The organism is Ruegeria sp. AI3, assembly GCF_056541245.1.
Map to the genome: position 1 here is coordinate 123,711 of NZ_JBQFYA010000003.1, position 12,852 is coordinate 136,562.

The 12,852-nt window shown below is 58.6% G+C and carries 14 protein-coding genes and 1 tRNA gene; 9 read left to right on the forward strand and 6 right to left on the reverse strand.

Annotated features, from left to right (window positions below):
* Positions 1–175: 175 nt before the first annotated feature.
* Together ACRZ95_RS06585 and ACRZ95_RS06590 are read right to left on the reverse strand one after the other, a co-directional pair.
* Positions 176–251, reverse strand: a tRNA-Ala gene (locus ACRZ95_RS06585).
* Positions 252–391: 140 nt separating this feature from the next.
* A complete protein-coding gene (locus ACRZ95_RS06590) occupies positions 392–718 on the reverse strand; it encodes a TIGR02300 family protein (RefSeq protein WP_170640531.1) in 327 nt (108 codons plus the stop codon).
* Between the two features lie 100 nt (positions 719–818).
* Between ACRZ95_RS06590 and ACRZ95_RS06595 the strand changes: the two genes are divergently transcribed.
* From ACRZ95_RS06595 to ACRZ95_RS06605, 3 genes are all read left to right on the forward strand, one after another.
* A complete protein-coding gene (locus tag ACRZ95_RS06595) occupies positions 819–1,514 on the forward strand; it encodes a YgjP family zinc-dependent metalloprotease (RefSeq protein ID WP_170676896.1) in 696 nt (231 codons plus the stop codon).
* 30 nt (positions 1,515–1,544) lie between these two features.
* Complete coding sequence (locus tag ACRZ95_RS06600) at positions 1,545–2,192, forward strand: GntR family transcriptional regulator (protein ID WP_170676898.1); 648 nt, start codon at positions 1,545–1,547, stop codon at positions 2,190–2,192.
* Between the two features lie 210 nt (positions 2,193–2,402).
* Positions 2,403–3,533: a lytic murein transglycosylase gene (locus tag ACRZ95_RS06605; protein WP_170676900.1), complete on the forward strand. Its 1,131-nt coding sequence runs from the start codon at positions 2,403–2,405 to the stop codon at positions 3,531–3,533.
* Between the two features lie 4 nt (positions 3,534–3,537).
* Here ACRZ95_RS06605 and ACRZ95_RS06610 read toward each other — a convergent pair whose 3' ends face one another.
* Positions 3,538–4,500, reverse strand: coding sequence for an acetyl-CoA carboxylase carboxyltransferase subunit alpha (locus ACRZ95_RS06610; protein ID WP_170676902.1), 963 nt, complete (start codon positions 4,498–4,500; stop codon positions 3,538–3,540).
* A 123-nt stretch (positions 4,501–4,623) separates the two neighbouring features.
* Here ACRZ95_RS06610 and ACRZ95_RS06615 point away from each other — a divergent pair, with 123 nt between their 5' ends.
* A complete protein-coding gene (locus tag ACRZ95_RS06615) occupies positions 4,624–5,457 on the forward strand; it encodes an AraC family transcriptional regulator (protein ID WP_170676904.1) in 834 nt (277 codons plus the stop codon).
* Here the strand turns inward: ACRZ95_RS06615 and ACRZ95_RS06620 are convergent, their stop codons facing one another.
* Positions 5,458–6,054, reverse strand: a complete 597-nt coding sequence (locus ACRZ95_RS06620; protein ID WP_170676906.1) for a LysE family translocator — start codon at positions 6,052–6,054, stop codon at positions 5,458–5,460.
* Positions 6,055–6,127: 73 nt separating this feature from the next.
* Between ACRZ95_RS06620 and ACRZ95_RS06625 the strand changes: the two genes are divergently transcribed.
* Positions 6,128–6,580 (forward strand): Lrp/AsnC family transcriptional regulator, encoded by a 453-nt coding sequence (locus tag ACRZ95_RS06625; RefSeq protein ID WP_170676908.1) that lies wholly within the window; start codon positions 6,128–6,130, stop codon positions 6,578–6,580.
* Between the two features lie 92 nt (positions 6,581–6,672).
* Positions 6,673–7,242, forward strand: coding sequence for a PA14 domain-containing protein (locus tag ACRZ95_RS06630; protein WP_170676910.1), 570 nt, complete (start codon positions 6,673–6,675; stop codon positions 7,240–7,242).
* A gap of 42 nt (positions 7,243–7,284) precedes the next feature.
* Here the strand turns inward: ACRZ95_RS06630 and ACRZ95_RS06635 are convergent, their stop codons facing one another.
* Positions 7,285–8,247 (reverse strand): L-malyl-CoA/beta-methylmalyl-CoA lyase, encoded by a 963-nt coding sequence (locus tag ACRZ95_RS06635; protein WP_170676912.1) that lies wholly within the window; start codon positions 8,245–8,247, stop codon positions 7,285–7,287.
* 296 nt (positions 8,248–8,543) lie between these two features.
* Between ACRZ95_RS06635 and dgcN the strand changes: the two genes are divergently transcribed.
* The 3 genes from dgcN to ACRZ95_RS06650 all read left to right on the forward strand — a co-directional run bounded on the left by dgcN (position 8,544) and on the right by ACRZ95_RS06650 (position 11,448).
* Complete coding sequence (gene dgcN / locus ACRZ95_RS06640) at positions 8,544–9,545, forward strand: N-acetyltransferase DgcN (protein WP_170676914.1); 1,002 nt, start codon at positions 8,544–8,546, stop codon at positions 9,543–9,545.
* A gap of 66 nt (positions 9,546–9,611) precedes the next feature.
* Positions 9,612–10,577 carry an N-acetyl-D-Glu racemase DgcA gene (gene dgcA, locus ACRZ95_RS06645; RefSeq protein WP_170676916.1) on the forward strand — a complete coding sequence of 322 codons (966 nt, stop codon included), beginning with the start codon at positions 9,612–9,614 and terminating at the stop codon, positions 10,575–10,577.
* A 10-nt stretch (positions 10,578–10,587) separates the two neighbouring features.
* Positions 10,588–11,448, forward strand: coding sequence for a D-amino-acid transaminase (locus ACRZ95_RS06650; protein ID WP_170676918.1), 861 nt, complete (start codon positions 10,588–10,590; stop codon positions 11,446–11,448).
* A gap of 95 nt (positions 11,449–11,543) precedes the next feature.
* Here the strand turns inward: ACRZ95_RS06650 and ACRZ95_RS06655 are convergent, their stop codons facing one another.
* Positions 11,544–12,842, reverse strand: a complete 1,299-nt coding sequence (locus ACRZ95_RS06655) for a hypothetical protein (protein ID WP_170676920.1) — start codon at positions 12,840–12,842, stop codon at positions 11,544–11,546.
* Positions 12,843–12,852: the final 10 nt, after the last annotated feature.

The following is a 12,852-nucleotide window of genomic DNA, read 5'->3' on the forward strand; positions in this document are numbered from 1 at the left end:
TTGTCAGTCAGTTTGGTCATCTTGCATACTTTCTCACTGGCGAACCCCACACAGACCCCCACAATGGGACCTCTGGCAGAGCCCGAGTTTCCTTGGGGGTGAGAAAGACTGGCACGTCAAAGGCCTTGTTTACAAAGCCGTGTGACTGCGAGTGAATTCGAACTGAGGAGAAAAATGGTGGAGCCTAGGGGAGTCGAACCCCTGACCTCTTGCATGCCATGCAAGCGCTCTCCCAACTGAGCTAAGGCCCCTTCCAAGTACTGCCGAAGCAGTGGGCGGACGTTTATGAGACAGCGCGCACGAGTGCAAGAGCAAATTTTGAATTTTGCGAAAAACTAGGCGCCGTCTCTCGCAACGAAAAAGGGCGACCACTGGCCGCCCCCGTATCGGATCAGTTTTCGTCTTCCGACGACATGTCCTTGATGTCGTCCAGCGAAACATCATCATTGCTGTCGTCGTCATCATCCAGCAGATCGTCATCCAGATCGACGTCGACATTGTCGTCATCATCCAGAACCAGATCATCCTCGGATGCGTTTTCGCGCGCTTTCTTGGTTGCCGCATCTTCGGCATCGGCGGCGATCATCCGGCTCTTGCCGGTTTCAAGTTCCACGATCTCGCCCGTGTAGGGGCTGACGATCGGGTCTTTGTTCAGGTCATAAAACCGCTTACCGGTGGTCGGACAAACGCGCTTTACGCCCCATTCTTCCTTGGGCATGTCAAATCCCCTTGATATCAGGTGAGTCGTCTAAAAGATTCAGTTCACCTGCCACAGGCGGCGGGTGCTGTCAAAGCCTTTGCGCGGAAGAGGACGGGATATGGGGGAACACGCTTTGCCGGGCAGGCCGCCAGTGCCGCTGACGCTGCGCAAATCCTCGCGGGCGCGACGGATCAGTCTGCGGATTTCCCAATTGGACGGACGAGTTACCCTGACTTATCCAAACGGCGTGCCCGAAGTCGAGGCGTTGAACTTCGCGCGTAGCAAGGAAGATTGGATCCGCCAGAATCTGGCGGGCCAGCCCGAGAGGGAGGACGTTCGCGTCGGCGGCCTGATCCCTGTCGAAGGCGTTGAACGCCGAATCGTCCCGGCAACCCGACGGCGCGTTCAGTTGGGCGCGGACACGGTGGCCGTCCCAGCAGGGGCTGAGGGGCGTCGATTGGCCCGCTTCCTCAAAGAACTTGCGCGGGATCGTTTGAGCGAGGCCTGTGATGACTACGCCGCCATTCTGGGCCGGTCCTACACGACCCTGTCACTGCGGGACACGCGGTCGCGCTGGGGGTCCTGCAGTTCCCACGGGGGGCTGATGTTCTCGTGGCGCTTGATTCTCGCCCCGCCTGAAGTTCTGCACTATGTCGCTGCGCATGAGGTGGCGCATCTGGCCGAGATGAACCACTCGCCGGCCTTCTGGGCACAGGTGGAGCGTATATTCGGCCCATATGATACCCCGCGTCGCTGGCTTAGGGACAATGGAGCCGTGTTGCATCGCTTCCGATTTGACTCACCAGCGAGTTGACGTCACCGAATTTTGTGATCACATGAGGGCATGATAACGACACGGCCCACGGACTCGAGTATCGCAACGCATGATCGGGTCTATCGCACCCTGAGATCGCGCATCCTGCACGGAGAGATTGCGCCGGGCGAGGCTTTGACCCTCAGGGGAATCGGCAAGGAATTTGACGTCTCGATGACGCCGGCGCGCGAAGCGGTGCGCCGGTTGGCGGCTGAGGGGGCTTTGTTTCTCTCCTCGTCGGGGCGCGTCTCGACGCCTGAGCTGACAAATGACCGGATTGAAGAGCTGGCAGCCCTGAGGGCGCTGTTGGAGGTTGAGTTGGCCAGCCGTGCTTTGCCTCGCGCGCACATGGCGCTGATCGACCGGTTGCAGAGCATCAATATGAACGTCGCCGAGATGGTGACCAAGCGCGATGCAGTGGGCTATATCCGGACAAACCTGGAATTTCACCGAACGCTCTATCTGCGCGCTCAGGCGCCTGCGATGTTGGCCATGGCGGAAACCGTTTGGCTACAGCTTGGGCCGACCATGCGTGCGCTTTATGGCCGTTTGCGGCGAACAGAGCCGCCGCATTACCATAAGCTGATCATCGCTGCGTTGAAAGCGGGGGACGAGCCGGGCCTGCGCCTCGCGGTTCGCTCGGACGTGACGCAGGGCTTGCGGTTGCTGGTCAGTTAGATCGCTTTGCGTTGATTTGAATCGAAATACGCTGCCTCTTCCTAAGGTCGAACGCGCATTTCGATGGCCTTGCTTCAGGTAAACGCAAAACGCTTTAGGCGGCCAATTGCCGAACGGCCTTTTTGGCTGTCGCTCTGATCGGTCGTTCTGGTTTGCTGGCGCGGACTGCGCTACGCTAAGGCAAATCACAAACCAGAGCAGATTTCAGCCATGATCAATAGACGCAGTTTTTCACTCGGCCTCGGTGCGGCATTTTTGGCGGCGTGCAGTGATGCGACCACTCCGGCGCGCGCGCCTGCATCCAGAATGCAGCCTGTTTCCAATGCGGGCTATGATGCCTGGGTGGCAGGTTTCAAATCCCGCGCTTCTTCGCAGGGCATCTCACAATCCACGCTGAACCGCGCGTTTCAGGGGGCAGGGTATCTGCCCGGCGTGATCGAACGGGACCGCAATCAGGTCGAGTTCAAACGCTCGCTTGAGGACTATCTGGCCATCGCCGCCTCGGATGAGCGGATCAGCACCGGCAAACAGATGCTGCAACGCCACAACGGCGTTCTGTCGCAGATTGAGGCGCAATACGGCGTCGACAAAGAGGTCGTTGTGGCCGTCTGGGGGCTGGAAAGCCGCTATGGCGCGCGCCGCGGTGATGTGCCGGTGATATCGGCAACCTCGACCTTGGCCTATGACGGGCGGCGCGGTGCGTTTTTCGAAAAGCAACTGATCGCGGCCTTGCAGATCATTCAAGCGGGCGACACATCGGCGGACAACATGACCGGCAGCTGGGCTGGCGCGATGGGGCATACGCAGTTCATTCCGACCTCGTATCTGGCCTATGCGGTCGATTTCACCGGCGATGGGCGGCGCGATATCTGGTCCGAGGATCCGTCGGACTCACTGGCTTCAACTGCTGCCTATCTGTCGCGCGCTGGTTGGGTGCGGGGTCAGCCCTGGGGCGGAGAGGTCGGTACCGTTTCCGGAACGCCCGTTGCGGTCTTGCAGCCTCAGGTGCCGGGGCCAAAGATCGCCGTGTTCCGCAATTTCAACGTGATCAAGCGCTACAATAACTCGGACAGCTATGCGATCGGCGTGGGCCATCTTTCCGACAGGATCGCCGGCGGCGCGCCGTTCAAGGCGTCGTTTGGGCCGGATGAAACAGGGCTCACGCTGGAAGATCGTAAAGAGCTGCAACGCCGCCTGACCTCGGCCGGGTTCGATACCGAAGGCGCGGACGGGGTGATCGGCAAGAAATCTGAGGCTGCGATCAGCGGCTATCAGCGCGCCAATGGTCTGCCGGTCACCGGCAAGCCTTCGGTTGAGCTGTTGCGCCGGTTGGGCGGCTGACGGTTTACGCCGCCAGCCCTTTTAAGCCGATATCCAGGAACTTCTGACGGCGGTCCTTGATCAGAGCCGCCGCATCCTTACCGTCCAGCTCTTTCAGCATGGCGCCGATGGCGGCACGGACCGATTCAATCGCGGCCGGACGATCCCGATGCGCCCCGCCTTTGGGCTCGGTGATGATGCGGTCGCAAACACCTAGCTTGTAAAGGTCCTGCGCGGTCAGGCGCAGCGCCTCAGCGGCCTCGCGCATCTTCTCGGCATCTTTCCACAGGATCGAGGCGCAGCCTTCGGGTGAGATCACCGAATAGACCGAATGCTCCAGCATCGCGACGCGGTTCGCGGTGGCAAAGGCCACAGCCCCGCCAGAGCCACCTTCGCCGATGATGACCGAAACCAGAGGCACGCCGATTTTCAGACACATCTCGGTCGACCGGGCAATCGCTTCGGACTGACCGCGTTCCTCAGCACCCTTGCCGGGATAGGCCCCGGCGGTGTCAATCAGGGTCACGACCGGTAGACCAAATCGCCCGGCCATCTCCATCAGGCGGACGGCTTTGCGGTATCCTTCGGGGCGGGCCATGCCGAAATTCCGTTCGATGCGCGATTTGGTATCCGAACCTTTTTCATGCCCGATCACCATCACCGGCTGGTCGTTGAACCGGGCCAGCCCGCCTATCACCGCCAGATCGTCGGCAAAGTTGCGATCTCCGGCCAGCGGAGTGAACTCGGTGAACAGTTCCTTCACATAGTCCTGACAATGGGGCCGTTCGGGGTGGCGGGCGACCTGACATTTCCGCCAGGGGGTCAGATCGGCATACAGCTCATCCAGCAGCTTGGCGGCCTTGGCGTCCAGAGCCGAGGCTTCTTCGGCCACATCCATCTCTTCATTGGCGCGGGCCAGGGCGCGCAGCTCTTCTGCTTTGCCTTCGATCTCGGCCAGCGGTTTTTCGAAATCCAGATACTGGGTCATGACGCCTCTCAACGCGGAAGTTCCCTGCTATATGACGTGTGGTCGCTTGGGATGCAACTCAGCAAGATTTGTGAGAGGCGATTATGCGACCACGATTGGGCAGAGAGAAGGAAGGGATGCCAAATGGCAACCAGTTACGAGGACCGCATCCTGCGGGTGCTGACCTATATCCACGATCACCCCGATGGGGATCTGTCACTGGATGCGCTGGCCGATGTCGCCGCGATGTCGCGGTTTCATTGGCACCGCGTTTTCCGCGCATTGACGGGCGAGACCTGCGCCCAAGCGGTGCGTCGTATACGGCTGCACCGTGCTGCGGTCCAACTGGTCCGGTCAGACAGCTCGGTGTCGCAGGTTGCGCATTCCGTTGGCTACCCCAACCCGAACTCTTTCATCCGGGCCTTTACCGAGGCCTATGGCAACAGTCCTGCCGCCTTCCGCAAGGCCGGTCAGTTTCTGCCAGCCCATCCAAACTTCAAAACCGGAGGATATCCGATGCATCCCGTGACCACCCGAACCGAACCCGCCCGCCGCGTGATCGCCTTGCCGCACAAAGGCGCATATTCCGAAATTGGCAAAAGCTTTGAAGCGTTCGGCGCACTGTGCGAATCCCGTCAGCTTTGGCCGCAGGTTGGCCCTGTGCTTGGTATCTACTTTGACAGCCCGGATGAGGTGCCAGAGGATCAGTTGCGCAGCTATGCCGGGGCCGAATTCCGTGGGGAAGGTACCCCCGATGGGATGGAGGACGTGCAGATCTCCGGGGGAAAGACGGCGGTGTTAACTTACAAGGGACCCTATTCTGGCTTGGAGGCCGCCTACCACAGTCTTTTTGGAAACTGGCTGCCTGAATCAGGGCAAGAGCCCGCAGATCGACCCTGCTACGAGATCTACCTCAACGATCCGCGCGACACTGCGCCCGAGGATCTGTTGACCGAGATTTGCCTGCCCCTGAAGTGATCAGCTCGGCCACAACACCGGATAGAGCGAGGCCACTAGCAGGGCCGCCATTGTCCAGTTAAACACCACCAACCGGCGCGGATTCGTCAGGACCCGCGCCATTTGTTGCCCCAGAACCGTCCAGGTACTGACTGAGGGCAAGTTGACCGCTCCGAACACAAGCGCAACGATGATGATGACATTGAGGGTCTGACTCGGTGCATAAGCCGTTGTCGCGGTCAACGCCATCGCCCAGGCCTTTGGGTTGACCCATTGAAAGGCGGCGGCCTGCAGAAAGCTCATCGGCGTCCCCACATCCGCGCCTTTCTCGGCCGGTGCGGCATGCGCGATCTTCCACGCCAGATACAGCAGGTAAATGACCGAGGCGACTTTCAGCATCGTGTAGCTGGCTGGATATTGGTTGAACATCTGCACCAGACCCGCGCCAACAAGCAGAACCATGAATGTAAAGCCAAGACCGATCCCCAGCATATGCGGGATCGTGCGGCGAAAGCCGAAATTGGCGCCAGATGCCATCAGCATCAGGTTGTTCGGTCCCGGTGTAATGGACGAGACGAAGGCAAAGGCGATCAGGGCCAGAAGGATGTCGTAGGTCATGCGGGGGATATTTACCCCAAATGGTGCAAATGAAATTGCGTTATTGTGCGTGAATGATCTAGTTTGACAACTAATGACTAAATTGGATCGAATAAACCGCGAAATATTGCGTGAACTCTCATCGGATGGGCGCATTAGTAATCTTGAGCTTGCGGATCGTGTCGGGCTATCTCCCTCGGCCTGTTTGCGCCGCGTGCAAGAGTTGGAGAAGGCCGGAGTCATCACCGGATACCGCGCTGTTCTGGACCCGACCGCGCTGGGTAAGGGTTTTGTCGCCTATATCGGCGTTGGTCTGGGAGAGCATACAAAGGCAGCTCAGGAAGGCTTTGAACGGGCCTTGCAACGCGCGCCCGAAGTGGTTGAATGCCACAATATCACCGGTACAATAGAATATCTGTTGCGCGTGGAATGCGCGGACCTTCCTTCGTACAAGATTTTTCACACCGATGTGCTGGGAACACTGCCCCATGTCACTTCGATCACGTCATATGTGGTCATGGGTTCGCCCAAGGATTTGCGGAGTTGATCGAAGGTTTACTTCTTATTGGACGGGAATTTGACTCTATTTCCGCAAAATGCTTCGGTGCGGCCTGACAGATATCATTTGGGGGAGGCGACATGTTTTCGCGACTAGCAATAATCTCAACCCTTGCGGTTCTCTCAGGCACGGCAAGCTTTGCGGCGGAAACTGCAGAGCTTGCTCCGGTCCAGACCGATGTGAAGCCGGGCTTGAACGTGGTCTATGCTGAAGCGCCGAAAAAGATCAAAAGCCTTGAGCAGGCACGGGAATTGATCGACACGATCGGTGTTGCCGCGGACCCGGTGCCCGCATTTGATTTTCGCGATACCGAGGATGGTGACCCGGTCATGACGGCCTCCCAGCCTTACAACGTCGCGGCGGAGATCACCGGGCTGATCAGGATTGATGAACCAGGCACGTACCAGTTTGAGGTTTATTCAAACGATGGTGCGGAAACAAAGTTGGGGGGCCAGACCATCGGGTACTTTGATGGGGCGCAACCTTGTGAAGGCAACGGTGTTACCGAAGTCGAGATTCCCGAGGCGGGGTGGTACGAGCTTACCACTTTGTACTTTCAGAAGGGCGGGAGCTCTTGCCTTATGATGAAATGGGGCAAGGACGGTCAGGATCTCGAATGGGTCCCGAACGATATCTTCGGACATAACTGAACCAGAACAAGGCACCGTTTTGGTGCCTTGATCCGATTTGGTTTAGCCGTTCGCTGCGATCAATTCGGATTGCGCCACGATGACCTCGGCCTGTTTGATCGACGCGATGTCTACCAGACGGCCTTTGTAGACTGTCGCGCCTTCGCCATTGGCTTTGGCCTGTTCCATCGCGGCCAGAATTTCGCGCGCCTCCGAGACCGCCTCGTCCGATGGGGTGAAGACCTGATTGGCCAGTGCGATCTGCTTGGGGTGGATCGCCCATTTGCCAACCATACCCAAAGTGGCCGAGCGTTTGGCCTGTGCGATATAGCCCTCATCGTCGCTGAAGTCCCCAAAGGGTCCATCGACCGGCAGAACGCCATGGGTGCGGCACGCGGCGACGATGGCCGCTTGCGCCCAATGCCACGGGTCTGACCAATGCTTCTCGCCTTCGCGCAGCATGTAGTAGTTCTCTTGCGTACCTCCGATTCCGGTGGTTTGCATGCCCATGGAAGCGGCGAAATCCGCTGCACCCAAGCTCATCGCCTGCATCCGGGGCGATGAGGCTGCAATTTCCTCGACATGGGCAATACCCGCAGCGGATTCGATGATCACTTCAAACGAGATCGGCTTGCTCCGACCCTTGGCGCGCTCAATCGCGGTGACCAGAGCGTCCACGGCATAGACATCCGCCGCGCAGCCGACCTTGGGAATCATGATCTGGTCAAGGCGATCTCCGGCCTGTTCCAGAACGTCCACCACATCGCGATACCAATAGGGCGTATCCAGCCCGTTGATCCGAACGGACATGTATTTGTTGCCCCAATCGACGGAGTTCAGTGCTTCGATGACATTGGCGCGGGCGACGTCCTTGTCAGAGGGTGCAACCGAATCCTCAAGATCCAGGTTGATCACATCCGCAGCAGAGGCCGCCATCTTCGGGAACAGCTTGGTGTTCGAGCCGGGGCCGAACAACTGGCAACGGTTTGGCCGCGCCGGAGCGGCGGGTTGGATGCGGAAACTCATCGGGACCTCGCAAGAGTAATGAAGTTACGTTTTGGTTCTCGTTCGGGATATTAAATTGCGCAATGCGGCGCAAGGGTCATTGTGCAGATGCGGCAATGCGTGCGCAGCATTTCTTGTGCAAGGCACAGTTTGCGAGTGCTTAAAGATTGTTCAGTTTAAAAACTTCGAAGAATTTTGCGATCAGGCGTCAAAATGCGCGAAAAAATATTGGTGAGGGGATGTATGTAGTGAAAATTCGCGAAACGCTCGTTCACGTGGTTCTTTAGTTTGGCGCGGAATCAAAGGAGTGCGACGCAATGATCGAGACACCGTATCTGTTGTTTTTGGGCGATGCGCCTGACCAGTTGGCCGCCAAAGTTGCTATCGGCATCCGTGATTGGCGTCCGGAAAACGCTGTAGGCCAGTACCGTATGGAGGGCTGCAAGGCCGATCTGGGTATGACCGACATGACTTTGGCCGAGGCCAAAGAGGCCGGTGCAAAGACGCTGGTGATCGGTGTTGCCAACCGCGGCGGCGTGATCAGCGAGGCCTGGAAAACCGTTCTGATCGAGGCGCTCGAAATGGGCTATGACATCGCGTCGGGCCTGCACAACCTTTTGCGGGACGAAGGCGATCTGGTCGCGGCCGCCCAGACCCACGGCTGCACCCTGCACGATGTGCGCGTGCCGACCGTTGGATACCCCATCGCAAACGGCAAAAAACGCAGCGGCAAGCGTTGCCTGGCTGTTGGCACCGATTGCTCGGCGGGCAAGATGTATACGGCGATGTCGATGGATGCCGAGATGCGCAAGCGCGGCTTGAAGTCCACTTTCCGCGCCACCGGTCAGACCGGTATTCTGATCACCGGCCAAGGTGTTCCGCTCGACGCGGTTGTTGCGGATTTCATGGCGGGTGCGGTCGAGTACTTGACGCCTGACAATGACGATGATCACTGGGATCACATTGAGGGGCAGGGCTCTTTGTATCACGTGTCCTATTCGGGCGTCACCATGGCGCTGGTCCATGGCGGTCAGCCCGATGCGCTGATCCTGTGCCATGAGCCGACACGGTCCCATATGCGCGGCCTGCCCGAGTATTCGCTGCCGACGCTGCAGCAGCTGCGCGACACGGCTCTGCCTCTGGCACGGGTTGGTAATCCGGCCTGTCAGGTTGCCGGCATCTCGGTCAACACTCAGCACCTGAGCGAGGACGAGGCCAAGGCCTATCTGGCCAAGGTCGAGGAAGAGATGGGCCTGCCCACTACCGACCCTTACCGCTTTGGTGCTGGAAAACTGGTGGATGCTATTTCCGCTCTGTGATCAAAGAAACCCGCCGGAAGATCGCCTCCGGCGGGCGCGTTTTTGAAAAGATGAAGGAGCAGGTGCGTGCAGTTTGAGGTCTCTCGTGATGTGTTTCGGCTGGCGCAGGTGTTTACCATCTCGCGCGGGTCGCGAACCGAAGCAAAGGTTCTGACGGTTCGAATTTCAGACGGAACCCATCAGGGCTGGGGCGAATGCGTGCCCTACGCGCGCTATGATGAGACGCTTGAGTCGGTCGAGACTGAAATCGCGGCGCTGCCTGCCGAGTTCACCCGGCAATCGCTGATGGAGCTGCTGCCTGCCGGTGCCGCTCGGAACGCGGTAGACTGCGCTCTTTGGGATTTGGAGTGCAAGCGCGCGGGCAAGCGCGCCTGGGACCTGGCCGGTCTGCCGGTTCCGGGGCCTGAAATCACCGCCTTTACCCTGTCTTTGGCGACGCCCGAGGCGATGCAGAAGCAGGCGGCAGAAAACGCGCAACGGCCGCTTTTGAAGATCAAGCTGGGTACTCCGGACGACATGCCCCGGTTGGAGGCCGTGCGCGCGGGCGCGCCGAAATCCAAGATTATTGTCGACGCCAACGAAGGTTGGTCGGCTGAGGTCTATGCGGATTTGGCACCTCATCTGGTGCGGCTGGGCGTAGAACTGGTCGAGCAACCCTTGCCTGCAGGTGAGGATGACGCGCTGATTGGCATGGAGCGTCCGGTACCTGTCTGCGCGGACGAATCCTGTCATGACCGGACCAGCCTGCCCAAATTGAAGGGCAAATATGATGTGGTGAACATCAAGCTCGACAAGACCGGTGGTCTGACTGAGGCCTTGCTGCTGCGCGAGGCGGCGTTGGCTGAGGGCTACAAGGTTATGGTCGGCTGCATGGTCGGCAGCTCGCTGGCCATGGCCCCTGCGACATTGCTGGCACAGGGTGCGATGGTGACAGACCTTGACGGCCCGCTTCTGTTGGCCGAAGACCGCACCAACCCGCTGATTTTTGACGACGCCGGAGTGCATCCGCCTAGCGTGGACCTCTGGGGCTGAGGAGAGTGACATGACCCGCACCGTTTACGTGAATGGCGAATACCTGCCCGAAACCGAGGCCAAGGTATCCATTTTTGACCGTGGTTTCCTGATGGCAGATGCTGTCTATGAGGTGACCAGCGTTCTGGATGGCAAGCTGATCGACTTTGAAGGCCACGCGGTGCGCCTGAAACGTTCTTTGGACGAGCTGCAGATGGCTGAGCCTTGCACCAAGGATGAACTGCTGGAGATCCACCGCAAGCTGGTCGAGTTGAACGGGATCGACGAAGGTCTGGTCTATCTGCAGGTCTCACGCGGCAGCGATGGGGACCGGGATTTTGTGTTCCCCTCCGCCGACACCAAGCCGACGCTGGTTCTGTTCACGCAAAACAAGCCTGGTCTGGCGGATAGTCCTGCGGCGCAAAAGGGCGCCAAGATCATCTCGATCGAGGATATCCGCTGGGGGCGTCGTGACATTAAGACCGTGCAACTGCTCTACCCGTCGATGGGCAAGATGATGGCCAAGGCTGCCGGGTGTGATGATGCGTGGATGATCGAAGACGGTCACGTCACCGAGGGCACCAGTAACAACGCCTATTTCGTGAAGAACGGCAAGATCGTCACCCGTCCGCTGTCGAATGACATCCTGCACGGCATTACCCGCAAGGCTGTTCTGCGCATGGCTGCCGAGGCGCAGATGGAGGTCGAGGAACGTCTGTTCACCATCGACGAGGCGAAAGAGGCGGACGAGGCTTTCACCACCTCGGCCAGCGCGTTTGTCATGCCGGTGGTTGAGATCGATGGCGTGTCGTTGGGCGATGGCACCCCCGGCCCAATCGCCAAACGCCTTCGCGAGATCTATCTGGATGAAAGCCGCAAAGCGGCCATTTAAGCGCCAGATCAGCCTAGTTTGAAATGCTATGGAAGTAGCCATTTTGGTTGGCCGCAAAATAGGACAACCAAACCGACCGGAACCTTAGTGTCGCTTTAGTTGTTGTTCAGGTTTCCGACCCGATCCACGATTTTTGCACAGTCTTTTCGGCTCTGACGCGCGCATGACGCGTTCAGACGTGCGATGACATTCGCAATTGCAGACGGGTAGAGGATCGACGTCTCGGCAACGATCGCCTCGAACAGGGCCTGATACTGTCGGTGATTGTTCACGCTGTAGTAGAAGGCACGCGGAAGATAGGCCCTTAGTTCATCCTGAAGTTCCTTGTCGCCTTCGAATTGATCGGGCAGTTCACGGCCAGCCAGAGGAAAGTCCTGAGGCTCTTCCCCCGGCGTCACATCGAAATGCAGATAGGCGTTTTCGACATAGCGCGGCAGTAGCTTACCGAAGCTTGGGTTCTCACGGCGGCAGGTGACCGTCTGGGCCAGACCACCGAATTTGTAGAACTCTTCATTAACCCATTCAGAATCCCGATATGCGATGACCGTGAAGTCCAACGACACAGGGCCGCTTGCGGATTCCGTGCCGGTCCCGATTTCAGCGGCCAAAGTGCCGACATATTCTGTACCTGCAGCATTCAGCGCGACGTCGCCCAAGCCAAAGACTTCGATCGCCTTTAGTGACCAGTTTGGACTGTTGGCCGCCCACTCGGATGGTTTGGCTTCATACTCTGCCTTGGGGGCCTTTATGTCGGGCAGGACACTGCGCATAAGGCCACAGCCCGTCGAAACTTCGGAGGCGTAGCCGTCGTGAATGATTAGGCGCGGGTGAACGCGATCCTTGACCTGAGTAGTGTAGCCGCGTGCCTCCAACTGATCGAAGCCCTCCCTCGTATGCACGATACGCAATTCCGACTGTGGATTGAACAGGACGAGCTTGTCATCGTCGGCTTCTTCAATCTGGAACGAGAACCCGATCCCCACTTCAGCCTCTGAGGTGCAAGCCAGATCTCGGCATCCGGTGTAGGAATGGTGGGTCACCACATCTGTAGTGTCACGGTCGCTAAAGGCACCGTTAGAAAGCTCACCCTCCAGCACCACGACACGGATCCCGTTATGCGTTGTACCTGCTAGATACCCGGACCGTCCCGGCGTAGGTTCAAGATTGTAGACGATCGTCATGCCGGGCAAGAAGGTGGCCACCCTGTTGGCCTCTTTCTCCGCGCCAGAGTAGCTTTTCCGACCTCTGGGTTCATTGTTGCCGATATTGGACAGCGCAAATGTCCCACCCACGACCCAGCGCCCTCCCTCCGGGATACCGTTCGAGGTTGTTTGGGCAAAACCAGCTGAGGCTAAGCAGGTTAGAGCGAGGGCATAAACTGTATTTTTCATCATCGAAAGTCTC